Source organism: Erythrobacter sp. JB3-1, from assembly GCF_057364995.1.
On sequence record NZ_CP200289.1, the window covers coordinates 54151 to 76490 of the forward strand.

General features: G+C 57.9%; 20 protein-coding genes, 1 tRNA gene, 1 other RNA gene and 2 pseudogenes. 7 read left to right on the forward strand and 17 right to left on the reverse strand.

The annotated features are described in order from the left end of the window. The first annotated feature begins 21 nt into the window (after positions 1–21). Positions 22–852: a metallophosphoesterase gene (locus AC0V6M_RS00225; RefSeq protein ID WP_486136869.1), complete on the forward strand. Its 831-nt coding sequence runs from the start codon at positions 22–24 to the stop codon at positions 850–852. Between the two features lie 398 nt (positions 853–1250). Here the strand turns inward: AC0V6M_RS00225 and AC0V6M_RS00230 are convergent, their stop codons facing one another. The 5 genes from AC0V6M_RS00230 to rpsB all read right to left on the reverse strand — a co-directional run bounded on the left by AC0V6M_RS00230 (position 1251) and on the right by rpsB (position 6001). After that, the gene (locus AC0V6M_RS00230) at positions 1251–1388 is read right to left on the reverse strand and encodes a hypothetical protein (protein WP_486136870.1); all 138 of its coding nucleotides are present in this window, start codon (positions 1386–1388) and stop codon (positions 1251–1253) included. A 74-nt stretch (positions 1389–1462) separates the two neighbouring features. Further along, positions 1463–2722: a vWA domain-containing protein gene (locus AC0V6M_RS00235; RefSeq protein ID WP_486136871.1), complete on the reverse strand. Its 1260-nt coding sequence runs from the start codon at positions 2720–2722 to the stop codon at positions 1463–1465. A 576-nt stretch (positions 2723–3298) separates the two neighbouring features. Then, entirely contained in the window at positions 3299–4045 is a 747-nt protein-coding gene (locus tag AC0V6M_RS00240) for a hypothetical protein (RefSeq protein ID WP_486136872.1), read from the reverse strand. Between the two features lie 164 nt (positions 4046–4209). Beyond that, the gene (tsf, locus tag AC0V6M_RS00245) at positions 4210–5136 is read right to left on the reverse strand and encodes a translation elongation factor Ts (RefSeq protein ID WP_486136873.1); all 927 of its coding nucleotides are present in this window, start codon (positions 5134–5136) and stop codon (positions 4210–4212) included. A gap of 112 nt (positions 5137–5248) precedes the next feature. Beyond that, entirely contained in the window at positions 5249–6001 is a 753-nt protein-coding gene (rpsB, locus tag AC0V6M_RS00250) for a 30S ribosomal protein S2 (RefSeq protein WP_472639181.1), read from the reverse strand. A gap of 327 nt (positions 6002–6328) precedes the next feature. On the opposite strand from rpsB, the gene AC0V6M_RS00255 reads away from it, so the two are divergent. Further along, positions 6329–6598, forward strand: a complete 270-nt coding sequence (locus AC0V6M_RS00255) for a hypothetical protein (protein WP_486136874.1) — start codon at positions 6329–6331, stop codon at positions 6596–6598. On the opposite strand, the pseudogene AC0V6M_RS00260 reads toward AC0V6M_RS00255, so the two are convergent. Both AC0V6M_RS00260 and AC0V6M_RS00265 read right to left on the reverse strand, forming a co-directional pair. Further along, positions 6558–7285: pseudogene (locus AC0V6M_RS00260) on the reverse strand (CDP-alcohol phosphatidyltransferase family protein). The gene AC0V6M_RS00255 and the pseudogene AC0V6M_RS00260 sit on opposite strands and share 41 nt — an antisense overlap. A 137-nt stretch (positions 7286–7422) precedes the next feature. Next, the gene (locus AC0V6M_RS00265) at positions 7423–8178 is read right to left on the reverse strand and encodes a phosphatidylserine decarboxylase (RefSeq protein ID WP_486139540.1); all 756 of its coding nucleotides are present in this window, start codon (positions 8176–8178) and stop codon (positions 7423–7425) included. 161 nt (positions 8179–8339) lie between these two features. On the opposite strand from AC0V6M_RS00265, the gene AC0V6M_RS00270 reads away from it, so the two are divergent. Beyond that, complete coding sequence (locus tag AC0V6M_RS00270; RefSeq protein ID WP_486136875.1) at positions 8340–9416, forward strand: phosphatase PAP2 family protein; 1077 nt, start codon at positions 8340–8342, stop codon at positions 9414–9416. Here the strand turns inward: AC0V6M_RS00270 and AC0V6M_RS00275 are convergent. The 4 genes from AC0V6M_RS00275 to AC0V6M_RS00290 form a co-directional block, all read right to left on the reverse strand. Continuing rightward, positions 9377–10501 carry a beta-ketoacyl-ACP synthase III gene (locus tag AC0V6M_RS00275; protein WP_486136876.1) on the reverse strand — a complete coding sequence of 375 codons (1125 nt, stop codon included), beginning with the start codon at positions 10499–10501 and terminating at the stop codon, positions 9377–9379. The two genes, AC0V6M_RS00270 and AC0V6M_RS00275, sit on opposite strands and share 40 nt — an antisense overlap. A gap of 157 nt (positions 10502–10658) precedes the next feature. Beyond that, positions 10659–12296 (reverse strand): YadA-like family protein, encoded by a 1638-nt coding sequence (locus AC0V6M_RS00280; protein WP_486136877.1) that lies wholly within the window; start codon positions 12294–12296, stop codon positions 10659–10661. Next, entirely contained in the window at positions 12247–12909 is a 663-nt protein-coding gene (locus tag AC0V6M_RS00285; protein ID WP_486136878.1) for a hypothetical protein, read from the reverse strand. Before AC0V6M_RS00285 ends, AC0V6M_RS00280 begins: the two co-directional genes overlap by 50 nt. Positions 12910–13469: 560 nt before the next feature. Next, positions 13470–13555, reverse strand: a tRNA-Tyr gene (locus AC0V6M_RS00290). Positions 13556–13689: 134 nt separating this feature from the next. On the opposite strand from AC0V6M_RS00290, the gene rlmB reads away from it, so the two are divergent. Both rlmB and AC0V6M_RS00300 read left to right on the forward strand, forming a co-directional pair. After that, complete coding sequence (gene rlmB, locus AC0V6M_RS00295; protein ID WP_486136879.1) at positions 13690–14481, forward strand: 23S rRNA (guanosine(2251)-2'-O)-methyltransferase RlmB; 792 nt, start codon at positions 13690–13692, stop codon at positions 14479–14481. Between the two features lie 27 nt (positions 14482–14508). Beyond that, positions 14509–15414: a hypothetical protein gene (locus tag AC0V6M_RS00300; RefSeq protein WP_486136881.1), complete on the forward strand. Its 906-nt coding sequence runs from the start codon at positions 14509–14511 to the stop codon at positions 15412–15414. Positions 15415–15532: 118 nt separating this feature from the next. Here AC0V6M_RS00300 and AC0V6M_RS00305 read toward each other — a convergent pair whose 3' ends face one another. The 4 genes and pseudogenes from AC0V6M_RS00305 to AC0V6M_RS00320 all read right to left on the reverse strand — a co-directional run bounded on the left by AC0V6M_RS00305 (position 15533) and on the right by AC0V6M_RS00320 (position 20800). Next, positions 15533–15805 (reverse strand): HU family DNA-binding protein, encoded by a 273-nt coding sequence (locus tag AC0V6M_RS00305; protein ID WP_472644775.1) that lies wholly within the window; start codon positions 15803–15805, stop codon positions 15533–15535. Positions 15806–16038: 233 nt separating this feature from the next. After that, entirely contained in the window at positions 16039–18426 is a 2388-nt protein-coding gene (lon, locus tag AC0V6M_RS00310) for an endopeptidase La (protein ID WP_486136882.1), read from the reverse strand. Between the two features lie 115 nt (positions 18427–18541). Then, the gene (locus tag AC0V6M_RS00315; RefSeq protein WP_486136883.1) at positions 18542–18883 is read right to left on the reverse strand and encodes a YbaB/EbfC family nucleoid-associated protein; all 342 of its coding nucleotides are present in this window, start codon (positions 18881–18883) and stop codon (positions 18542–18544) included. A 7-nt stretch (positions 18884–18890) separates the two neighbouring features. Beyond that, positions 18891–20800: pseudogene (locus tag AC0V6M_RS00320) on the reverse strand (DNA polymerase III subunit gamma/tau). Positions 20801–21018: 218 nt separating this feature from the next. Here AC0V6M_RS00320 and AC0V6M_RS00325 point away from each other — a divergent pair. Further along, positions 21019–21300 carry a hypothetical protein gene (locus AC0V6M_RS00325; RefSeq protein ID WP_486136884.1) on the forward strand — a complete coding sequence of 94 codons (282 nt, stop codon included), beginning with the start codon at positions 21019–21021 and terminating at the stop codon, positions 21298–21300. Positions 21301–21437: 137 nt separating this feature from the next. On the opposite strand, the gene ffs is transcribed toward AC0V6M_RS00325, so the two are convergent. Further along, positions 21438–21532: signal recognition particle sRNA small type (ffs, locus tag AC0V6M_RS00330), an RNA gene on the reverse strand. A gap of 162 nt (positions 21533–21694) precedes the next feature. Between ffs and AC0V6M_RS00335 the strand changes: the two genes are divergently transcribed. Next, positions 21695–22006 (forward strand): hypothetical protein, encoded by a 312-nt coding sequence (locus AC0V6M_RS00335; RefSeq protein WP_486136885.1) that lies wholly within the window; start codon positions 21695–21697, stop codon positions 22004–22006. Here AC0V6M_RS00335 and AC0V6M_RS00340 read toward each other — a convergent pair. Then, positions 22003–22281, reverse strand: a complete 279-nt coding sequence (locus AC0V6M_RS00340; RefSeq protein ID WP_486136886.1) for an ETC complex I subunit — start codon at positions 22279–22281, stop codon at positions 22003–22005. The two genes, AC0V6M_RS00335 and AC0V6M_RS00340, sit on opposite strands and share 4 nt — an antisense overlap. Positions 22282–22340: the final 59 nt, after the last annotated feature.

The following is a 22340-nucleotide window of genomic DNA, read 5'->3' on the forward strand; positions in this document are numbered from 1 at the left end:
CAAGCCGACAAAGGGACCCCAATGATCCGCAGATTGTTCTTGCTTACTCTGGTGATTGGATTGGTACTGTCCGCAAAGGCATGGTCCGACACGATGGGCGCGCCCGCCGCCAAGCGCCACGTTGTCGAGAGCGACGAGCTGGCCCCGGGCGCGGCGCCGATCACCATTGCCTTGATCAGCGATATTCACGTGGCCGGGCCAGATATGCCGCCCAGCCGCTTGCGCGAAATCGTCGCCCAGATAAACGCGCTGGAGCCGGATCTGGTCGCAATAGCAGGCGACCTGGTGAGCGAGAAACGCACCGCCACGCACATTTACAGTGCTGAGGAGATCGTCGCCCCGCTCGGAGAGCTAAGCGCGCCGCTAGGCACCGTTCTGGTGCCAGGCAATCACGACCATTGGTTCGGTTGGCCCGGACTTGAAAGCGAGCTTGCCAAAATTGAGAACATGACAGTTCTCGCCAATGAAGCGGCGCAAATCGGGCCGCTCGCTATCGCTGGTGTCGATGATGACTTTACCGGCAAGGCGAACCTGCCGCTGGCGCTGGAAGGGATGGCAGCGCTGACCGGCCCGCGCATCGCCCTCACCCACAGCCCGGACATCTTCCCTCAGGTTCCGGTGAATTTCGACCTGGTGCTGGCAGGACACACACACTGCGGACAGATCGCCTACCCCTGGGGCGGCGCGCCCGCGACCATGTCAGACTACGGCGATCTCTACGCCTGCGGTGTGGTGGAACAGCACGGCAAAACACTGATCACCGGCGCGGGCTTAGGGACGAGCCTGCTGCCTGTGCGGTTGTTCACGAAACCGGAGATTTGGATGATCGAGGTGCGGGCTAGAGGGCGGTGAGGAGCGAGACGAGTGAGGGGGTTTTTGGGGCTGAAGCTGGGTGTGTGGATTTGAGGGTGGGAGCGGACATCGGTGTCGACTGGACGTTCTTACACATCCTTCACAGCACGATATCCGGATTCAAATGGCTAGCAACGGTCTGAAACAGCGACATCGTTCCATGATTTTTTGCCCCAATCAATCGCATAGTCAGGATGGGTTGAAGTCTTGGCGATCACGATCCCCGCGCTGGGTTTACATAGATAAACTGTCCATACATCCCGCCCCCCGCAAAATCGTCTCCATGGGGCGGCAGCGGCACCCACCATTGACACTTAACAGCCAAACGCTGCGTCTGATTGCAGATTTTCCGCATCAGGCATCAAATGCGGCGCTTCTGGTTTGGTCGATTCCCTGATTCAGTCTGTTGAGATGATCTGTTTACCAAGGTGGTTCTTTCCTTGGTCGAGATAGAGTTTTCCGAACCTTATCATATCGCGCAGACGGATATTGACCCCGCCATAGACTAGCGGTTGACCCATGGTGTCGACGGGCATCTCGGTATCGTCCTCCACTCCAATCCTGGCTCAAAGCTCTTGCTAGGAATAGTCCTCATTGGACACACCGCAGCTTACTGGGCACTATCAAAGGTCGCTTCATTCTGGCTTTCAAGTTCTTCAATGCTCTGATTAGCATCATCTTGAATAGCGCGGCTCTTCTGCCAAAATTCGTCTTTCCTATCGCGAAAATCTGTGTGCCGCGCGCTCAGTAACAACCTTAGCTCTTGAGACAGATTTCGACCACTCTTCCCCTGCTCAGCAGTTTGGCGCTCCTGAGACATGAGATTCTTCCTAAAGACACGAGCGGCGCGCTGCTCACCTACGACCTTTGATGTTAAGCACTGATCTAATTCAACTCTGGCGCGCCTCATATCAAAGACATTCCGGTTTCTTTGCTCTAGATTTTCGAACTTTGATTGCTGCAACTTCGAGCGATTGTGCAGTTGCCGGCTCCGATCAGCCATCAAAGCATCCAATTCTGCTCCGCCGTTGACTTCCAAGAATTCGCCGCCGCCAGCATTTGCAACTTTGAGAAGTTGATCACGATCTGCTGGCTGCAGATCGAACCCTATGATGTTGACAATTGCCTTCATATTGCTGCTACTCAGCGTTCGAGCTGCAGCAACAGGGTCGCCACCGCAAGTTTCTTTTCCATCCGAGACGACATAGACTACCTGAGCACCCGGGCCTTGATCAGCATCAAAAGAGCGTCCTGCTAGTTCAATAGCTGAGGCAAGAGGCGTCCATCCCGTGGCACTAAAACTGTTGAGGGCGCGACTGACCGCTCCCTTGTCTGACGTCCCAAGTGGAAAGACGGTCTCTGCTCCAGAACAGCTTTCTGCTTTCCCTGAGCTTTGATTATTCCCCTTGTGGCCAAAAGCGATGAGCCCCACTTCGATCTCTGGTGGTGCTGCCTCAAGAAACTGAATCGCAGCTTCTTTTGCGGCTTCCATCTTGGGCGCGCCAGACACCTGTCCTGCCATCGAACCTGAGGCGTCAATTGCGACTATCAGTCGATTGACTGCAATGTCGTTTGCTTCTTCTTCGTCTAGTTCTAGTCTCGATCCATCTCGCATCTCAGGCAGGTTTTGAAAGCATCGTTCGATATCTTCACCATATTGCTGGATGAAATCTGCGTGTAAAGCGTGCGAAGCGGAACTCGTTTTTAGAAGTGCGTCGGAGAACTCTGGACCACCATCTTGAAAGGCAATGGGTCCCGAGCCCATGTCGTCAGATCGCGCACTATCTTCGCCATTGGACCGGCCGTCACACGACGCAAGTCCAGAGCCCAGGATCATCAAAAAAGAAAGATACTTGATTTTTTGAATCATAAAATTTCCCATCTCGCGATGATGTTCCCTGAGGGACCCTGAAGCCGTCTCCGTCTAATTTGGAGGGTTCAATACCCTGGGAAACGGGCTGCACCAACTTACCCACCCCATTGTCCGTCGTTAGATAGATTGAGGTATTCTTGGGCTTTAGATTAGTGAGTGTCTCGCCTCATCTGGTCGTTGTGTTTTAGGAGGCTAGCTTACAGTGAAGCAAGCGCCAATGTTTTAGTGTCTGTCGTTTGGTCCTATCTCGTCTCTGAATGATGGTTACAGCTCTGCCGAATTGGGCATCGGCAGGTGTGACGTTATCAAGGCTCTCGTGGCCGCACTTCAGGTCAACTTCTGGAGGTTGCCTTAAGCGCGATTTGCAACGTTCACTCAGGTCATAGCAGATGGATAACGTGATCACGGTAGTTCGAGAAAGCTGACTGCCCGTTTGCGGACCAGGTCCATTCACGGATTAACTTCTTGATCTGGGTCGTTAATTGCCATTCACAAACTAACCTCGAAAAGCTCCGCCATTGAAACTATGACAGGCCCAACGACCGCAAATTGCCTGAATTCATGGACCAAGCCCTAGCCCTTGAACCCCACAACCTGCACTCCATCCCGACCGCTTCCGCCCCTCGCCTGCTCCGCATACCCGCTGTGCCAAACGAGCGCAGACAGGGCGAGCCAAGTCGTGAACATCACCGCATAGGTCCAGCGGCGCGGCCATAGTTTTGCCACCAGCATCGTCGCTGCTGCGGTGCCTGCCAATGCGATCAAGGCAGCGATTGCAATGTGCTCGCCCGCGCCTGTTAGCAAGGCTTCGATGGCTATGGCCGCCCATTGCGCAGGCAGCAGCAAGAGCAGCCAATCGGGCAAGGCGCTGGGCTGTGTCCAGGCGGTGAGGATGATGGCCGCCTCGCCGGTGACCACTGCCAAGGCAATCCACCAGCCCTTCGCCCCTCCCGATAGCGCAAACAGGGCCCCGCGCGCAGCAAAGCTGACGGCTGCGACAAGGAAGGCGAGCGCCGTGAAAGCAGGATGCGGCAGGCTCTGCATGCCCAGTGTGAGCGCCAAGACCGCAAGGCCAGACCCCGCCAGAACAGCCAGTAAAATGCCGACCCAGAACCGCCCGGCTGCCGCTGCCCCAATCATACCTGCCCCCATCAGGCCTATCGCCATTAAAGGAGCCGCTGCCGGGCCGATCCCTGCCGCATCAGGCGACCCTGCGGTCACCAGCAGAAAACAGGCAGGCGCGAAAAACCCGGCCAGCGCCGCAAAAGTCCATGCGAGCCAGGGCCAGATAATCGGGCGTGATTGCAAATTTGAGGTCATCGCCGCGACACTGGTTAAAGCGCCCGGCATTGTCGAGCCGGAACTACCTATCGAACTCAGTGCCGCGCGATAACTGAAACCTACCGCTGCAACAAAAAGGCCGCCGCAGCGTGGTGCTGCGACGGCCTCTTTTGTCTAGCTATCCTAGCCACCATCAGGGAACCTTAGCCCTTAAGCGTCGCAGCCACTTCCGCTGCGAAGTCTTCTTCTTCCTTCTCGATGCCTTCGCCGAGTTGGAAGCGGACGTAGTCCTTCAGGACGATCTCAGAACCAGCTTCTTTGCCGGTGCGGGCAACGACCTCTTCAACCGTCGCCTTGTTGTCCATCACGAACATCTGGCTGAGCAGAGCGTTCTCTTTAGCGAACTTTTTGATCGCGCCTTCGACCATCTTTTCCTGCACGTTCTCAGGCTTGCCGCTTTCGGCCGCTTTTTCCTGAGCGATTGCGCGTTCGCGAGCGATCACGTCGGCATCGAGGCCTTCAGCGTTGAGCGCCTGCGGGAACATCGAGGCGATGTGCATCGCCGGCTGCTTGCCAAGCGGCTCAAGCACGTCTGCGCCTGCTTCGCTTTCCAGAGCAACCAGAACGCCGATCTTGCCGAGATTGTCAGCGGCGGCGTTGTGCATGTAGGCAACGACAGAGCCCTTCTCGACAGAAACGCTCTTCATCCGGCGAACCTGCTGGTTCTCACCGATGGTCGCAACATTGTCGGTCAGCTTGTCAGAGACGGTGCCGCCATCCGGGTAAGCTGCGCCTTTCAGCGCTTCGACATCATCGCTGCCCAGCGTCAGAGCAACGCCTGTGGTCTTGCGAACGAAGTCTTGGAACTGGTCGTTCTTCGCAACGAAGTCTGTCTCAGAGTTCACCTCAACAGCAACGCCTGACGTGCCGGATACGGCGACGCCAACCAGGCCTTCTGCCGCAGTGCGGCTGGACTTCTTCTGTGCGGTTGCCAGGCCCTTGGCGCGCAGAGCGTCAACGGCTGCTTCAATATCGCCGCCCGCTTCAACGAGGGCTTTTTTGGCGTCCATCATGCCTGCGCCCGTTTTTTCGCGCAGTGTCTTCACGTCAGCGACGGTGAAATCGGCCATTTCTGAATTCCTTCAAAAAATAAATTGGTCGCCGGGCCCCAATCAGGATGCCCGGCGCGTGTATCAGTGAATGTGCCAGCGCGCGTTGGTGCGCTGACGAGGCGGCCTGTGATTAGGCTGCTGGTGCTTCTGCAGGTGGCTGCTCCATGGAGCCAATGTCTGCGCCAGACGCCGCAGCTGCGCCGCCGCGGCCAGCAACAGCCGCATCGCCAATCGCTTGGCAATACAGGCGTACTGCGCGGGTGGCATCGTCATTGCCCGGTACAGGGAATGCGATGTTGGACGGATCGACGTTGGTGTCGAGCACTGCGATCACAGGGATGCCCAAAACAGCGGCTTCTTTAATGGCCAGCTCTTCTTTGTTGGCATCGATTACGAACATCACGTCCGGAATGCCGCCCATATCGCGGATACCGCCAAGCGACAGTTCCAGCTTGTCGCGCTTACGCGTCAGCTGCAGAACTTCTTTCTTGGTGAAACCGCTGGTGTCGCCCGAGAGCTTTTCCTCAAGCGACTTCATTTCCTTGATCGAACCGCTGATGGTTTTCCAATTGGTCAGCATACCGCCGAGCCAGCGGTGGTTTACAAAGTGCTGACCGCACGCGCGGGCGATTTCAGCGATTGGCTCTTGCGCTTGGCGCTTCGTGCCAACGAACAGAACCTTGCCGCCTGCGCGGGTGGTTTGCTCAACAAAGTCGAGCGCACGTGCGAACAATGGCACGGTTTGCGACAGGTCGATGATGTGAACACCGTTGCGGGCGCCGAAGATATACGGCTTCATCCGCGGGTTCCAGCGGTGGGTCTGGTGGCCGAAGTGTGCGCCGGCCTCAATCAATTGCTGCATCGTGACGGTAGTGGCCGCCATAGGTAATTCCTTTCCGGTTAGTCCTCTGGAAGGCAAGGAACCTGCTGGTGGAGAGCCCTCCAGCGGCACCGGTATAAAGCGCCTTCCATGTGAATTTCGCACAATCAGGATGAAGCGATTCGCCTCTCTTGCTCCTGCGATGGAGGGGCCATTAGCGCCCATCCCACACAAAATCTAGTGTAAAGAGCATGTTTGGAACACAAGTGGAACAAAATGCTTGACGCAATGGAACAGCTAGTGAACAAGGCGATCAGAACAAATATGGAACGACAGGGCATATAAACTGACTATACGTTCCAACGAATGAAGGCGTGAAGGAGCAATTCCATGATTTTCTATCTGCTGGCCAGCCTGTTTACCGCAGCGACCCTGAGCGCTTTTGTGAGCCTTACCGATAGCGGGCTGCGCCTGCGCAACGCCTTTATCAGACTTCAGCGTGAACGCAGTCTCGCCGATGCGGGCTTTGTCCCTCATGTAGAGGCTACCGAAGTTCGCTTGCGCCCAGCAGCACCCAGCTATCGCGGGTCAGCTACTCGGCCATTTGCGCGCCGTTTGCCTAACCGTCTGTCTGCGCTGCAAGACGTCGCTGCCGCTTAATCCGACCGTATTTGACAAGCCCGTACGGCATCAGCGCTAGATAGCCGATGCTGAGCGTGATGAGCAGCCACCATGGCTCTAGCAGCAGCGCAGCAAATGCCATCGCCGATATCACAATTACCGACAGCCTAATCGCCCGGCGCGGGCGCAGAGCCCCCAGCTGAGCGTCGCCATGTTGGAAATCAGCAGAAATGCGATCACCGTCAGCCACAGCGCGATCAGCAATGGATCGCGAAACGCATCATTGCCCGTCTCAATCCAGAAATAGAACGGCAGGAACGCAAGCCCTGCCCCAACCGGCGCTGGCACTCCAGTGAGAAAGCCCGCTGATTTGTGCGGCTGATCATCAACATCAATCTGAGCGTTGAAGCGCGCCAGACGCACCGCACAGCAGATGGCAAAGGCGAGCGAGGCGAACCAGCCGAAACGCGGCAGGTCTTGCAGCACCCATAGATACAGAATGATCGCTGGTGCCATGCCGAATGACAGCGAATCAGCCAGACTGTCGAGCTCCGCACCAAAGCGGGATTGAGCGTTGAGCAGCCGCGCAATGCGACCATCGACCCCGTCGAGCACGGCGGCAATAACCACGGCCAGGATCGCCAGACCCCATTCTCCGGTAATGGCAAAACGTATTCCGGTCAGACCTGCGCAAAGTGCGCCAGCCGTGATCGCATTGGGCAGCATCGCCCTAAGCGACAAACCTTTGGGATCGACCGCACCGGGCAAGCCATCATCTTCGGCGGCCTTCGGGCCAACGCGCGGTGCACTTTTGGTTATCTCGGCCTGATTGTCACCCTGCCCAGATAGACCTTTGGGTTCACTCACTGAGAGATGCCTTCGAGCAGTTTCTGCTCGCCAAGCTCAGCCAAAATCGTCTCGCCCGCGATGATTTTCTGACCCAACAAAACCTTGGGCGCGGTGCCCGCAGGCAAATAGACATCGACACGGCTGCCAAACCGGATCAGGCCAACGCGCTGCCCTTTGGCCACAGTGTCGCCGGGCTTGACGAATGGCACAATCCGGCGCGCGACAAGGCCGGCAATCTGCGTGAAGCCGATCTGCACGCCGTCGCCGCGATCCACCAGAATATGCTGGCGCTCGTTCTCTTCGCTGGCCTTATCAAGATCAGCGTTCACGAACTTACCAGGAATGTAGATCACGCGGCGAATAGCGCCTGCTATGGGTGCGCGATTGATGTGAACATCAAACACACTCATAAAAATCGAAATCCGGGTGACTGGCCCCTCTGGCAGGCCCGGCGTGCCCGAGCCATCATCAATGGTCAGCTCGTGCGGAGGTTCAGTCTGCGTAATCAGCGAGACGAGGCCGTCGGCAGGCGCGACAATGGAATTGTCCGATTGCGGCACGACCCGCTCTGGATCGCGGAAGAATGCGAACACCCCGGCCGATAACGCCAGCAATGGCCAGCCGATAATCTCCCAATCAACCCACGGGCTGAGGAAGAAGAGGCTGATCGCAACTGCAATCACGCCATATTTGCGTCCTTCGGGGTGAATCGGCGGCCAGCTCCAGCCGACATCACCGCGTCCTTCGTTATCGAGTATTTCTCCGGCCATCTGAGCCATCTAGGAGCTGAGCTGCCCCCTCGCAAGCAATGCCGCGATTTCTGCACCCAGCTTTATCGCGTTGCGGTGGACGCTAGGCCTTTCGAGAAACCCCTGTAAGGCCGCGCATTCATTCACTCTTTAGTTATCTATTTACCTTAAATCGCGCAGGCATGAATGAGATCAGGGACATCGTAAATGCGCGCTGGCGCGGTGAAACGCCGATCTATGTGATTGGTTTGGCGCTGATGGCGCTGTGCATCGGGCTGCTTGCGGCGCGCGGAATTGCGCCGAGCTTCGGTGCGACTTGGGTCAATACGCGCCTGTTTGGCTTGTGCTTGGCGATAATCATAGCAATCGATGCGGCACGTCAGCTTTACAAACATCGTCCGGACAGCCCCATTGCCCTTCTTAAGGCACGTTACTCATCGCCTGAGTTTCTGAGCAAGGCCTTGGCTGGCCTGCCAATGTTGGCGGTCGCGATCGTGCTGCTCCCCTTCTTTTCGAAGATGAAGTCCGCCATTCCGCTGTTTAACGACTACACCTGGGATAGCACTTTCGTCGATTGGGACCGCGCGATTTTCTTTGGTTATGACGCGTGGGAAGTGATCCAGCCAGTTCTGGGCTTCCCTATTGTGACCGCATTCCTTGCGTTCCTGTATCACGTTTGGATCTTGCTGCTCTACCCCGGCGTGCTGTTTTTCGCGTTCGGCAAAATGGGCAGCGATCTAAGGCGCCAATTCTTCCTGACATATGTGCTCAGTTGGAGCGTCATTGGCGGCGCGATGGCGACATGGCTCGCCTCGGTCGGCCCAGTGTTCGTCGGTCCCCTGCTCGGCGACACCCGTTTTGATGAGCAGATGGCCTATCTCAAGGCTGCGAACGAGCAGATCCCGATACTCGTCCTGCCAGTGCAGGAAATGCTGCTTGAACGCTATGCCTCAGCCGACAACGGCCTGGGCAGCGGGATCACAGCCATGCCGTCGATGCATGTCGCCATCGCATTTCTCTTTTGGATCGCCATGCGCCAGATTTCACCGCGCCTCGGCCTGTTCTTCGCCGCGTTCTTCGCGATCACCTGGGTGAGCAGCGTCCACCTTGCCTACCACTATGCGGTTGACGGGCTGGTCTCCGTGATCGCTGTCTCCGCAATCTGGTGGGGTTCCAAGCGGATCATTGCCGCATGGGACCGCTTCCTAGAGGCGCGCGGTCAAGCCGCCTTGCGCACGAACACTGTCCCGGCCGAATAACCCGCGCCAAAGCTGCAGATAAGGCCGGTGTCGTCGGCCTTCATATCTTCGCTGTGCAAGTGAAAGGCGATGATCGAGCCCGCGCTTGATGTGTTGCCATAGGTGTCGAGCACCGTCGGGCTTTCATCATCGCTCGCCTCGTGGCCCAGCACCTTTTGCGCGATCAGGCGGTTCATGCCCGAGTTCGCCTGGTGCAGCCACATCCGGCGCAGCGTCTTGGGATCAATCCCCAGCCGTTCCGCCTCGTCCAGGATCATCTGCGCGACCATCGGCACGACTTCCTTGAAGACCTTGCGCCCCTCTTGCACGAACAGCTTGTCAGCAGTGTCCGCGGTCTCTGGCGTCGCGCGGTTGAGGAAGCCGAAATTGTTGCGGATATTGTTGGAGAACACCGTCTTCAACTTCGTGCCAAGGATGTCCCAATGCTCCGCCGGGGCAATCGCTGCATCTTCCACCAGCACGGCGGTGGCAACATCGCCAAAGATAAAGTGGCTGTCACGGTCGCGCCAATTGAGGTGGCCAGAGGTGATCTCTGGGCTGACGACCAGCACGCTTTTCGCATTGCCGGCGCGGACATAATCCGCCGCCGTTTGAATGCCAAATGTCGCCGATGAGCACGCGACATTCATGTCAAAGCCAAATCCATCAATGCCCAGCGCCTGCTGGATCTCGATTGCCATGGCCGGATAGGCGCGCTGCATGTTGGAGGCCGCGCACAGCACCGCGTCCACATCTTTGGCCTCGCGCCCTGCCTTTGCCAGCGCCTCGCGCGCGGCGATCACGCCGATCTCTGCCATGATGGAAAGCTCGCCGTCAGGCCGCTCTTCCCAGCGCGGCGACATCGTGTCCGGCGCCAGGATTGGGGCTTTGCTCATCACATGGCGCGCTTTGATGCCGCTGGCCTTTTCGATGAACTCAACCGAGCTGTAGGTCAGCGCCTCTGCTTCGCCCGCCGCAATCGCATCGGCATGCTCGGCATTGTGGCGGTCAACAAAGGCGTTGAAGCTCGCGACCAGCTCTTCATTGGTGATCGATTCTTCCGGCGTGAACAGGCCAGTGCCTGAAATGACGGGGCGATGGGTCATGTCTGGGGAGATGTGCATGACAGTGCAATTAGGCAGGCAGATGTGCCGGGGCAAGAGCCAGCGGGCGAACGTCCACCCCGCAATGTGCGTTTCTGCAACAAAAACGGGGCTCAGCATTGCCAAGCCCCGCCTTTGGTTTTGTTCGCTTTGTGCAGGCTTAGAACCCGATGGTGCCCGCAAAGCGCGCACCCACACTGTTATCACCTGTGTTCCCGCTCACCCCGGCGGAGATGTAGAAACTATCGGTGAGCCGCCCGGTGAGCGACCCGGCGAAGGCTTGCTCCCCGCGATAGGTCGATGCCGCCACGGTCAGCGAGATGTTCTTACCCGGGACGATTGGCGCGCTGCCCATCGCCATGGCCGCTGCAATGCCGCCCGACAGGCTTTCGTTGACGTCTTCGAGACGGAAGCTGAGGTTGTCCACCCGCCCGCTCAGCGCATCGAACTGCGCGGTGGAGACCTGCGCGACAGCGTTCAGCGCCACCCGCACATTGTCGACCGAGGCAGCTGTGGCAACGCTCTGACGGCCCAGAGTTCCGTTAGCATCCACCGTCACCGCATCAACCGGGCCAACCTGAGCGGCAGTCGAGGCATCAATGTCTCCAATGCGAACCGAAGAGCCCGTACCGCCCAGCGTCACTTGGTTGGCCGCCGTTGTGGTCGCTCCTGCGCCCAGCGCCGTTGCCCCATCTTGAGCTGCATTCGCGCCTTGACCAATCGCGCTTGCACCCACTCCGCGCGCATCAGCCGCATCGCCAATTGCGAGAGCCTGCACCGCTAGCGCCTGGCTGTTCGAGCCAATCGCTGTCGCTTGCTGCAAGGTCGCGCGGGCAGAGCCGCCAATCGCCACCGCATTCGCGCCGCGAGCAAAGGTTCTGTTCCCCAGCGCAAAGGCATCATCGCCGCGCGCAACAGCATCCTCACCCAGCGCTGTTGCCCGAACCGATTCAGCCAAAGCGCCTGCACCCACAGCCAAAGCGCTCGCCCGAGTTGCGCTTGCGCCTGAACCAATCGCAATCCCGTTATCCTGCTGAGCATTCGCATCCGCACCAAGGGCAATCGAGCCTACGCCGGTGGCATTTGCTCTTGCCGCCCCAGCAAAGCTGTTCACACCGCTGGCAATGGATTCAGCACCGATGGCTGTTGCGCCCTCAGCCGCTGCTACTGCGCCCGGTGCTTCACCAAATTCGAAACGGCCTCCAATAGCTGTGGAGCCCGCTGCCGTGGCTTGCGCGGCAAAGCCAGCCGCCAAGGAGGTTTCGCCGGTGGCATCGGCGAGAAATCCAAAGGCTGATGCGCCGACACTGGATGCATTGCTCGACGCTCCAACAGCTAGCGCGGTTAAGCCACTAGCCGAAGAGTTGTTGCCAACAGCGGTCGCTCGAGCGCCTTCGGCGGTTGAATCGCTACCAAGGGCAACAGCGTTCTCTGCCGTTGCTTGCGCGCGCAAGCCAAGGGCAATGGCCTCTCTTTCAGTGGCCCTTGTAGCACCGCCAATGGCAACTGATGCAAATCCGGTAGAAAAAGCCCCCTCAGCCCCAAGTCCGCCAATTGCCACGGAGGCTCTCGCATCGGCTGCGGCAAAAGTCCCAATAGCGACTGCATCGAGATCAGTAGCGTTCGCCGACCTACCAAGGGCAAGAGCGTTCAGTGACTCTGCTCGCGCGTCAAAGCCAAGCGCGATTGAATTGATGCCATTGGCACCAGCCGAGATGCCAAGGGCAATGGCATTGTCACCGTCGACACTAGTGCCGTCGCCAATGGCAATCGACGAGATCCCCGCCGGCGAACGCATCGAGACCGATTGCGAGGGCATTTGCTGCACTTACGTCGCTTCCAGAACCAATAGCAATGGAGGCCAATCCTGTGGCGTCTGAATTGCGGCCAAACGCGATTGAATTGATGCCCGCTGCATTCGCTTGTTGGCCAATCGCCGTTGCGCTTTCTGCAGTGGCACTCGTTCGGTCACCAAGGGCGAGAGCCGAATCCGCGAAGGCGTCGGTACTGCCGCCAAGTGCGACGGCATTTCTTCCGCTGGTTTGACTTGAAGGACCTATAGCAACGTTGAAATTCCCAGTTGCTTCTGAGGTGCGGCCAATGGCAATGGAAACGCCGCCGCTCGCATCCGCGCTAGAACCAAGAGCAACGGTGTTGGTGCCACTGGCAGTCGCAAAGCCCCCAATCGCTGTGGCGTTCGTATCCGTGGCCTGTGCGCCCACGCCGCAAGCCAGCGAACCGTCATCACCCGCATTATCAGTCGCGCCGCCATCATTGTCAGTGCCCACATCAATTTCGCCATTATCATTGCGGTCGAGCAGGCAGGTATCAGCCTGCGCAGGCGCGGCGGTAAGAGTAAGCGCGGCCAAACTTGCGGTGGCTGCGGTCGAAAGCAAAAGTGTCTTTTTCATGTTCAAAATTTCCCCTCATGGACGTTTCACAATGCAGGGATGATGTCCGTATCCTGCAATTGGGTGTGAAGCGTGTCCGATCGATCAGCGCCCGATCAGGCGGGCGCGCACTGACCGGGACACTGATCTTGGACGCAATTATAGGGGAGAGCCGAAAGGGCCGGATATAACGTAATCACACCATTTTCCAGGAGCCGCGAAAAACAGCGAGAACCCGTCATAACCCGAATGATCGCACAAAGCAGACTTGCCAATGGGCGCTGCAAATTTTCCTACCTCAGCGGCTTGCGCTAACCCGGTCGCGGCTCTTTTTCATCGTGAGTGTCCGTCAATATCGGCTGCGTGTTTGCATGGCGCGGGGCATTATTATGCGCGCTTAGGACGTGCCAAACGCGCGCAAATCCCAAAAGTCACAACGTCACGTTGCATTTTGCGTGTAAACCGCTGGGAACACACGTTTTTGCGCAAAAGTCACAGATTCGAAAAACGCAAATGCGTTCCAGTGCCGATCCAAGCGTACAGAAGGGGCGCGGCCCGGTAGCTGTGAGAGACAAGGCAAGTGGTGGACAGGATAGGATTCGAACCTATGTACGCTTGCGCGGGCAGATTTACAGTCTGCTGCCTTTAACCACTCGGCCACCTGTCCACATACCTTGCGGGAAATTGAGCGTGCCCTCACGGGCTCGTCATGCCGAGAGGCGCCCCAATGGCGAAGCGATGCTTGCCTGTCAATGGGGCTGCTGGCAGGGGAGCAAACTAAGTCAGGAAATAGGAGCCATCATGGCGCGACCAGAACGCAAAAAAGCGCTGCGAGGCAGAGCGGGACGAATGAAGGGCGGACGCGGGTCTGGCCGGGCATCGGCCGGGCAAACACGGCTGTGGGGGCGGCATCCGGTGGAGGCGGCGCTCAAGAACCCGGAGCGCAAGCATCGCAAGCTGTGGGCGACGCGCGAGGCGATTGAGGGGCTGGACGGCGAACTGCCAGCGGACTTCCCTGTGGAATATGCCGATGTCAGCGATCTTGCCCGCTTGGTTGCGAAAGACGCACCGCATCAGGGCCTGGTGCTGGAATGCGAGGCGCTGGAGACGGTGTTCATCGACGAGGTTGCGCTGGGTGATCCAGCCAAGCCGATCCTGGTGCTCGACCAGGTGACAGACCCGCACAATGTCGGTGCGATCCTGCGCTCTGCCGCCGCCTTTGGGGCCGCTGCTATCGTTACCCAAGATCGCCATACGCCGCCGGAATCGGGCGTGCTGGCAAAGTCCGCCTCCGGCGCGCTGGAGACGGTGCCCTGGGTGCGGGTCGTCAATCTAGCACGCACGTTGGAGGACCTGGCCGAGGCTGGGTATTGGCGTATTGGCCTAACCGGTGAAGCGGACGAGGCATTGGCCGATGCTCTGCCAACTGGGTCAGTAGCGCTGGTGCTGGGCGCAGAAGGTGAAGGGATGCGCCACAACATCCAAGGGCACTGCGATGCGCTGGCGAAGCTGCCGATCAGCTCAGCGATCGAAAGCCTCAACGTTTCAAACGCTGCGGCGATTGCGCTATACGCCACAGCAACGCGGGCCTAAGCGGCCTTGCAACAGGGAGCACAGACTATGACCGATCACTCACCGGGCCGCCTGCCCATCCGCGCGAAAGCCGCTGCAATGCTGGCCGGACTCTCATTGCTGCTCAGCGCTTGCTTCATCACGCCGGGCAAGTTCAGCTCTCAGCTGGAGCTCACCGGCAAGGACAGTTTCACCTTCACTTACGAGGGCGAGATCTTCTTCCTAGGCCTCTCCGACCTTGCGCAAATGGGCGCGGCCGGCGGAGAGTTTTGGCCGACGGAATGCTATGATGAAGAGGACTATTCGGACCGCGAATGCACCGAAGCAGAACTGGCTCAGCAGCGCGAAGAATGGGAAGCTGGCGCAGAGGCACGCGCGGCCAAAGCCAAGAAGGATGCCGAAGAGATGGCGGTGTTCATGGGCGGCATCGATGTGACTGATCCAGAGGCCTCTGAGGAATTGCGGCAATTGCTACTGCGCCAAAAGGGTTGGAACCGCGTCGAGGACAAAGGTGACGGGGTGTACGACGTCTCTTACACCGTTTCCGGTAAGCTCTCGCATGACTTCCTGTTCCCAACTATCGAAGGGGTACCAACCACCAACCCGTTCGTTCAGATCGTGCTGCGCGATGACAATGTCGTCCGCGTGAACGCGCCGGGCTTCTCGGCCCAGAGCGACACCACCCCTATGGCTGCGATGTTTGGCGGAATGGGCAGTTTGGCAGGATTGGCCGCGCTCGGTGATGAAGGGCCAGCCCCCGGCGGCGAGATGCCCAACATCCCTGCGATTGAGGGCACCTTTGCAATTGTGACGGACGGCCGCATTCTGGCAAACAACACAGATGCAGGCCCGGTCGCGGAGGCGTCCGATACGTCAGGCAATCAAACGCTCATGTGGGACATTACACCGCGCACCAAAGCGGCGCCTACCGCGCTGGTCGATCTATCGCGTTGATTTGGCAAGGAGGAGCACTATCTGGCCCTCCAATCGGCGCAAAAGAAAGGCCCCGCCAGATCGCTCTGGTGGGGCATAATCTTTTAAAGCGCGGCGATGCGCGCTGGAAGAAACAGTCTTAGTTGACCGCGTCTTTCAGGCCTTTGCCGGCTTTGAACTTAGGCTGGTTAGAAGCCTTAATCGTCATTGGCTCACCAGTGCGCGGGTTGCGGCCGGTCGAAGCTTTACGCTTAGCGACTGAGAATGTGCCGAAGCCGATCAGGCGCACTTCCTCACCACCAGAAAGCGACTTGGTAATTGCGTCAAAAACACTCTCAACTGCATTCGACGCGTCACTTTTAGAAAGGCCACTGGTTTCGGCAACTGCACTGATCAGATCGTTCTTATTCATTCTGGGAACCCCCTCATTCGCAATTCAAACTGGTTTTCGGTGAATCGCCTCTCCGAAAGCGCGCAAATGATACCTTTTTGACGCTTCTGTCAAAGGCAAATCGCCCAGAAAAACGCCATTTTTGGACAAATGTTGGCCATTTGCGGTGAATCGATGTCCGAATGCGGGAATGCTGCGACGCAGCATTGAAAAGCTGTCGCATTTATACAAGCCTGGAGTAAACCAGCGCTTTGTCAGTGTGCGGTTGCGCCGCCTGTTCCAGCCGGATTCGGTTGGCTCGCTAGATCATCTGCTTCGGTCCATTCGATCGCCTCTGGCTTTTCAACCAAAGCCTGCTCCAGGACCTGATCAACATGGCTGACTGGAATGATCTCCAGCCCTTCCTTCACATTGTCCGGAATTTCGACCAGATCTTTGACGTTCTCTTCTGGAATGAGGACCGTTTTGATCCCGCCACGCAGCGCCGCCAGCAGTTTCTCTTTAAGCCCGCCAATTGGCAGCACGCGGCCGCGCAGCGTCACTTCACCGGTCATCGCGACGTCCGGGCGCACGGCAACGCCTGACAGGGTTGAAACGATCGACGTCACCATGCCGATACCGGCGCTTGGGCCATCCTTCGGCACAGCTCCTTCGGGCAAGTGGATATGGATGTTCTTGCGCTGAAAGATCGATGGCTTGATGCCATAAACGGGCGCCCTCGCCTTCACAAAGCTGAATGCAGCCGCGACACTTTCGGTCATCACTTCGCCCAGCTTACCAGTGGTCTTTACCTCGCCCTTGCCCGGTGTCGTGACGCTTTCAATGGTCAGCAGTTCGCCGCCCACGCTAGTCCATGCGAGACCGGTGACAGCCCCTACCTGGGCCTCGTCCTCAGACATGCCGTGCTTGAATTTGCGCACGCCGGCAAAGTCGCCAAGGTTGTCCGGATTGATCACCACACTGGTGGCGTCTTTCTCAAGGATTTTGCGCAGGCTCTTGCGCGCCAAACGAGCGATCTCGCGCTCCAGCGTCCGCACCCCAGCCTCGCGGGTGTAGTAGCGGATCAGGTCGCGCAGGCCCGCTTCTGTCAGCTCAAATTCGCCATCTTTCAGGCCGTGTGCATCGATCTGTTTCGCGATCAAATGGCGCTGAGCAATCTCGACCTTTTCGTCTTCGGTATAGCCTTCAAGACGAATAATCTCCATCCGATCCAGCAGCGGCTGAGGCAGATCGAGCGAGTTTGCCGTTGTGACAAACATGATGTCGCTGAGATCAAGGTCGAGCTCGAGGTAATGATCCTGAAACTTGCCGTTTTGCTCCGGATCGAGAACTTCGAGCAAAGCCGACGCCGGATCACCTCGGAAGTCTTGACCCAGCTTATCGATCTCATCGAGCAGGAACAGCGGATTGCTGGTCCCAGCCTTCTTCAAGTTGTTGACGATCTTGCCCGGCATCGAACCAATATAGGTCCGGCGATGGCCGCGAATTTCGGCCTCGTCCCGCACGCCGCCCAGCGACTGACGCACAAACTCGCGGCCCGTTGCCTTCGCAATCGACTTGCCGAGCGACGTCTTACCCACACCGGGCGGGCCGACGAGGCACAGGATCGGCCCCTTCAACTTGTTGGTGCGCGCTTGCACGGCGAGATATTCGATGATCCGGTCCTTGACCTTCTCCAGACCATAATGGTCGGCGTCGAGGATCTCTTGCGCTTTGCCGATGTCTTTCTTGAGACGAGACTTCTTGCCCCATGGCAGGCCGAGCAGCACATCCAGATAATTGCGGATGACGGTCGCTTCTGCGCTCATTGGCTGCATGGCTTTGAGCTTCTTGAGCTCCGCCTTCGACTTGGTCTTGGCTTCTTTGGAAAGCTTGGTTTCCTCTATCTTCTCGGTCAGCTCGCCGATCTCATCGACTTCTTCACCCTCGCTACCGCCTAGCTCGCTTTGAATCGCCTTCAACTGTTCGTTGAGGTAATATTCGCGCTGGGTCTTTTCCATCTGGCGCTTCACGCGCCCGCGGATTTTGCGCTCAACCTGAAGGACCGACAGCTCGCCTTCCATAAAGGCGATCACCAGCTCTAACCGGCGCAATGGATCGGCTTCAGTCAGCAGGCCCTGCTTGTCGGAAACCTTGGCATTGATTGCGGCTGCAATCGTGTCAGCCAAAGTGCTAGCATCATCGACATCGCTGAGGTCAATATCAGCATCATCGCCCAGCTTCTTGTTAAGCTTGCTGTATTCCGCGAATTGCTCGGTCACTTGCCGCATCAGCGCGGTGACTTCGCTACCGCTAACGGTTTGCGGTTCCTGCAAGGCCACCTCGGCCAGGACGTAATCGCCCTCTTCGCGAAACGCCTCAAGCTTCGCGCGCGCTGTCCCTTCGACCAAAACGCGGACGGTGCCATCCGGCAATTTCAGCAATTGCAGTACCTGCGCGACAACGCCGACATCATACAGATCATCGCCAGCCGGATCATCACAGCCCGGATCAAGCTGAGCGAGCAAGAAAATGTCCTTGCTGGCTTCCATGGCCGCCTCAAGCGCAGCGACAGATTTGTCGCGGCCCACGAACAGGGGCACGACCATGCCGGGGAATACCACGATGTCGCGCAATGGCAGGAGAGGGAAATGCTGTGTCATTGAATATGCCGTTTGTTTTTATGAGCACCAATTGAACGCGCTTTTTGGAGCTATCGTATCGGCTCAGGATATGGGAACGCTCCGGCCACGCCGCAATGGCAGGCGCATGAGAGCCCTAACCCATGCCAGGCAAATTAAAGCCTTCCGGCAAGCCCATGCCGCCTTGCATCTGTTTCATTTCCTCGGCGGAAACGCGGTCAGCCTTGTCGCGGGCATCGTTGAAAGCAGCCGTCACAAGGTCTTCGACCATGTGCTTTTCTTCCAGTTTCATCAGGCTGTCGTCGATCTCGACCTTCAAGATGCGGCCCTTTGCCGTGGCGCGCACTTTGACCAAGCCGCCGCCGGCCTGACCCTCAACCTCCATGCTGTCCAATTTGGTCTGCATGTCGTTCATTTGGGTTTGGATCGTCTCTGCGGCCTTTTGAGCGGCCTGCATCATTTCTTCCATTGATTTCATAGCTTCATCAACTCCATTTGCTGCCGCTGGCGCGCAATGCGCTGGGTGCGGCTTGGTCTTTCGGGTCGAGCAGCTCTGCCTCCGGGAAGGCTTCGAACGCAGCCTTCACCAGTGGATCGGACCGTGTGCGCTCGGCTGCTGCTTCACGCTCCGCGTCTTCCTGCTCTCTTAAGCTAGGTTGGGCATCGCCTGCGCCTGTTTCAACCAGCCAGCGCTTACCGGTGAGCTTAAACAAGGCTTCGCGGATCTCTGGCGCTGGGTCATCTGCAAAACTGTCTGCCCGCTGATACATAAGCTTTTCCGGTGCGAGCTCAATCACTCGGACGCGGTCTCGCATAATCTGTGCCACGCGCAATTGCCCGGAATCATCGACCTGCTGCACGATGTTTGCCCAGTCGAGCTTGGTGGGTGCCGATTGCATCGCAGGGGCAGGTTCTCCGGCGTGCGCTTCGGTCGGAGCAGCAGGCGCTGGTCCAGCCTTGGCAATTTCTTCAATCCGTTTGGCGAGCTTGCCGGGATCGGGCATATCAGAGGCGTGAAGCACGCGCAGCAAGGCCATCTGCACAGATACCAGCGGGTCAGGCGCCTGACGCACTTCTTCGTGGCCTTTCAGCATTAGCTGCCAAAGTCGGTGCAACTGGCCCGCACTCAGCTCCTGCGCGAACTTGCTCAGGGCCGCGCGCTCTTCTTCGGTCGGCGCATCCGCCTCCGCGCCAGAAACCTGAGCCAAGGTGATCTTGTGGACCAAATCCATCAATGCCCGCATCAAAGCGAGAGGCTCAACGCCCAGTGCATATTGCTCGTCTATCGCGGCCAGCAAAGCCGGCGCATCACCAGCCAGCAAGCGCTCCAGCAGTTTGCGCTGAGCGCTCTTATCGGCAAGGCCCAGCATGTCGCGAACACGCTCGCCTGTTACCTGCCCGCCTTCTTCAAGGTCGGCATGCGCAATCGCCTGGTCGAGGATCGAAAGACCGTCGCGAACCGAGCCCTCGGCTGCGCCTGCTATAACGTGCAGCGCCTCTGCCTCGGCCTCTACACCTTCCTTCGCGCAGACATTCCCGAAATGCGTCGCTAGAAGTTCCGCCGGAATACGGCGCAAATCGAACCGCTGTGTCCGGCTGAGCACGGTAACGGGCAGCTTTTCAACTTCAGTCGTCGCGAACAGGAATTTCACATGCGCAGGCGGTTCCTCAAGCGTCTTGAGCAATGCGTTGAAAGCATTGCGCGAGAGCATGTGAACCTCGTCAATGATGTAGATCTTGTAGCGCGCGGAGACCGCCGAATAGCGCACTGCCTCAATAATCTCGCGCACATCGTCGACCCCGGTGTGCGAGGCCGCATCCATCTCGATCACATCGATATGCTGACCTTGAGCGATTGCCGTGCAAGGCTCACATTGCCCGCAGGGATCAATGGTTGGTCCGCCCTCGCCATCTGGCCCGATGCAATTGAGCGCCTTGGCGATCAGACGCGCGGTCGAGGTTTTACCAACCCCCGAACTCCGGTCATTAAAAACGCATGCGCCAGCCGGTCTCGCTCAATCGCATTGGCGAGCGTGCGAACCATCGGCTCTTGCCCGATCAGCTCAGAGAAGGTTTGCGGGCGGTATTTGCGCGCGAGCACACGGTAAGGTTGGTTGTCAGCCTCTGCTGGCTTTGCCAGCGTCTCAGCTGGAGCCGAAGCAGGCGGCGGTGTTTCAACCGCTGGCGCAGACGCAGGCTCGACCGGAGCAGTCTGTTCACTAGCCGGTGGCTCGTCCTGAGTCGCAGCGTCGGGGGCCGGAACAGGCTCAGGCTCCGGATCGCCAAACATAGAATTTTGGCCAGCGGCCTCGAGCTCAGCAGCGCTTGGCTTGTCCTCTTCCTGATTCTCTCCACCCCAAGGCGGCGAATCCATATTGTCCGGTGAGTCGTCCATCCCGAAGAATGTAGGCGCACCCTCGCACATTGTCGAAGGGTCCGTTGCGATTTATAGCCATGCAATTCGCTCGCCTGAATGAAATGGCAAGGACATCGATGAAACACCGCATTGCAATGGCGATGCTCGCGGGAATGTTGGCCCTACCTGGCGTTTCCCACGCGGTTGATTAGCCTTCGCAGGAACTGCTGGCTCAGATGTGTAATGAGCAAGGCGGAATGGGCTTTCATTTCAGGCAGGCCGAATTGCCTGAACAGGTTCAGGGCGAAAAACCATTTCCGCTTGGCGAAAGCTTCGGACGATTCTCAACCGTAGAGGTGTGGACCACGCCTCACTCGGGGGAATTGATGGTGCTGCGCTACGAAACGGAAACGGACGGGGATCAGAGCGACGCGATCAGTAATGCGTTCGTGCCACATTTGCAGGCACTATGCTGGACGCGCGTCCCGGATGACATCGGTGTCCGTTATATTCACGGGCACATTTGCCGATGTAGATGAAGAATGTCTCGATTGATGGGAAGAAACGGAAGTTTTACTGCAAATCGAAGGCGGTATTGAAAGCACTAGTCTGTATTGCGGGCGCGCAGATCTGATGCCTCGGACATGGGCCGATGCCATTAACGGCAGATCTGATTGAAAAAGGAGCCGAGCGACCCGTCGCAATTCACCTGGGCTGCTTCCTTCCGGACCTGACCCGGTGAGCGAACGCAAACGTCCACCCGACTCCCGCAGGGCCATATGGCGATCATGCCCTCGCTTGGCAAGATGGTGTCTTCGCTCTACCTTTCACCAGGAACATACTATCCGCAGAGACACCATGACCAAGACATCTGTATGGTCCGGGAGCACGCGGTAGATAGCATGTGGTTGTATACTGGTCGGTTAAGGGGTCATGGGAGGCAAATTTATGATACGCTGTAGCGCCATAATTCTAAGTCTGATCGCAGTTTCGGCTTGTTCAGACACCAATCGTTCCGCGCTTTCCGAAGCCGAATTGGAGGCTCGTGTAGATATCGCCTCGATTGATTTTGGAGCCGACGATGGCGATTTTGCCAATGATGGAGAATGCGACGATTCCCGCTTTCGAGGGCCTGGCATGACCATTACGCCGCTCTTAGAAGAAGACGTTATGCAGGACGCCAGCGACTGCCAAAAAGCCTACGCGGAAGGCAAAATAGTTATAGTCGAAGCAGAAGGTTTCTAGCGGAAGTTATCCGCATATGCCTGAAGCTTTAGCCCCTTAACCGGCGTCGAATGCACTCGGGCCGGGATACCGTATTTCTCGGAATAGGCCTTTGCCGCGTCTTTGTCGGGGAAGGTCAATCGAACCTGGCTCTGTGTGTCGCCGCTGCCGCTCCAGCCCATCAGCGGATCTGGACGCAGCGCCTCTGACCGTGCAAACTCGAGCACCCAAGTGTCGGTCTTGGCCTTGCCTGATTGCATCGCGCTTTTTGGGGTCTGAAAAATACGTGCTGACATTGTGTCCTAGTCCATCAATTATTGGCCGCCTTGCCATCAAGGCTAAGTGCGGCGCTAAC

What these genes read in the sequence shown, in the direction of transcription:
- AC0V6M_RS00225 (WP_486136869.1), top strand. Translation starts at nt 22, where the DNA reads ATGATCCGCAGATTGTTCTTGCTTACTCTGGTGATTGGATTGGTACTG.
- AC0V6M_RS00230 (WP_486136870.1), bottom strand. Translation starts at nt 1,388, where the DNA reads ATGCCCGTCGACACCATGGGTCAACCGCTAGTCTATGGCGGGGTCAAT.
- AC0V6M_RS00235 (WP_486136871.1), bottom strand. Translation starts at nt 2,722, where the DNA reads ATGATTCAAAAAATCAAGTATCTTTCTTTTTTGATGATCCTGGGCTCT.
- AC0V6M_RS00240 (WP_486136872.1), bottom strand. Translation starts at nt 4,045, where the DNA reads ATGACCTCAAATTTGCAATCACGCCCGATTATCTGGCCCTGGCTCGCA.
- tsf (WP_486136873.1), bottom strand. Translation starts at nt 5,136, where the DNA reads ATGGCCGATTTCACCGTCGCTGACGTGAAGACACTGCGCGAAAAAACG.
- rpsB (WP_472639181.1), bottom strand. Translation starts at nt 6,001, where the DNA reads ATGGCGGCCACTACCGTCACGATGCAGCAATTGATTGAGGCCGGCGCA.
- AC0V6M_RS00255 (WP_486136874.1), top strand. Translation starts at nt 6,329, where the DNA reads ATGATTTTCTATCTGCTGGCCAGCCTGTTTACCGCAGCGACCCTGAGC.
- AC0V6M_RS00265 (WP_486139540.1), bottom strand. Translation starts at nt 8,178, where the DNA reads ATGGCCGGAGAAATACTCGATAACGAAGGACGCGGTGATGTCGGCTGG.
- AC0V6M_RS00270 (WP_486136875.1), top strand. Translation starts at nt 8,340, where the DNA reads ATGAATGAGATCAGGGACATCGTAAATGCGCGCTGGCGCGGTGAAACG.
- AC0V6M_RS00275 (WP_486136876.1), bottom strand. Translation starts at nt 10,501, where the DNA reads ATGACCCATCGCCCCGTCATTTCAGGCACTGGCCTGTTCACGCCGGAA.
- AC0V6M_RS00280 (WP_486136877.1), bottom strand. Translation starts at nt 12,296, where the DNA reads ATGCGTTCGCCGGCGGGGATCTCGTCGATTGCCATTGGCGACGGCACT.
- AC0V6M_RS00285 (WP_486136878.1), bottom strand. Translation starts at nt 12,909, where the DNA reads ATGAAAAAGACACTTTTGCTTTCGACCGCAGCCACCGCAAGTTTGGCC.
- rlmB (WP_486136879.1), top strand. Translation starts at nt 13,690, where the DNA reads ATGGCGCGACCAGAACGCAAAAAAGCGCTGCGAGGCAGAGCGGGACGA.
- AC0V6M_RS00300 (WP_486136881.1), top strand. Translation starts at nt 14,509, where the DNA reads ATGACCGATCACTCACCGGGCCGCCTGCCCATCCGCGCGAAAGCCGCT.
- AC0V6M_RS00305 (WP_472644775.1), bottom strand. Translation starts at nt 15,805, where the DNA reads ATGAATAAGAACGATCTGATCAGTGCAGTTGCCGAAACCAGTGGCCTT.
- lon (WP_486136882.1), bottom strand. Translation starts at nt 18,426, where the DNA reads ATGACACAGCATTTCCCTCTCCTGCCATTGCGCGACATCGTGGTATTC.
- AC0V6M_RS00315 (WP_486136883.1), bottom strand. Translation starts at nt 18,883, where the DNA reads ATGAAATCAATGGAAGAAATGATGCAGGCCGCTCAAAAGGCCGCAGAG.
- AC0V6M_RS00325 (WP_486136884.1), top strand. Translation starts at nt 21,019, where the DNA reads ATGGGCTTTCATTTCAGGCAGGCCGAATTGCCTGAACAGGTTCAGGGC.
- AC0V6M_RS00335 (WP_486136885.1), top strand. Translation starts at nt 21,695, where the DNA reads ATGGGAGGCAAATTTATGATACGCTGTAGCGCCATAATTCTAAGTCTG.
- AC0V6M_RS00340 (WP_486136886.1), bottom strand. Translation starts at nt 22,281, where the DNA reads ATGTCAGCACGTATTTTTCAGACCCCAAAAAGCGCGATGCAATCAGGC.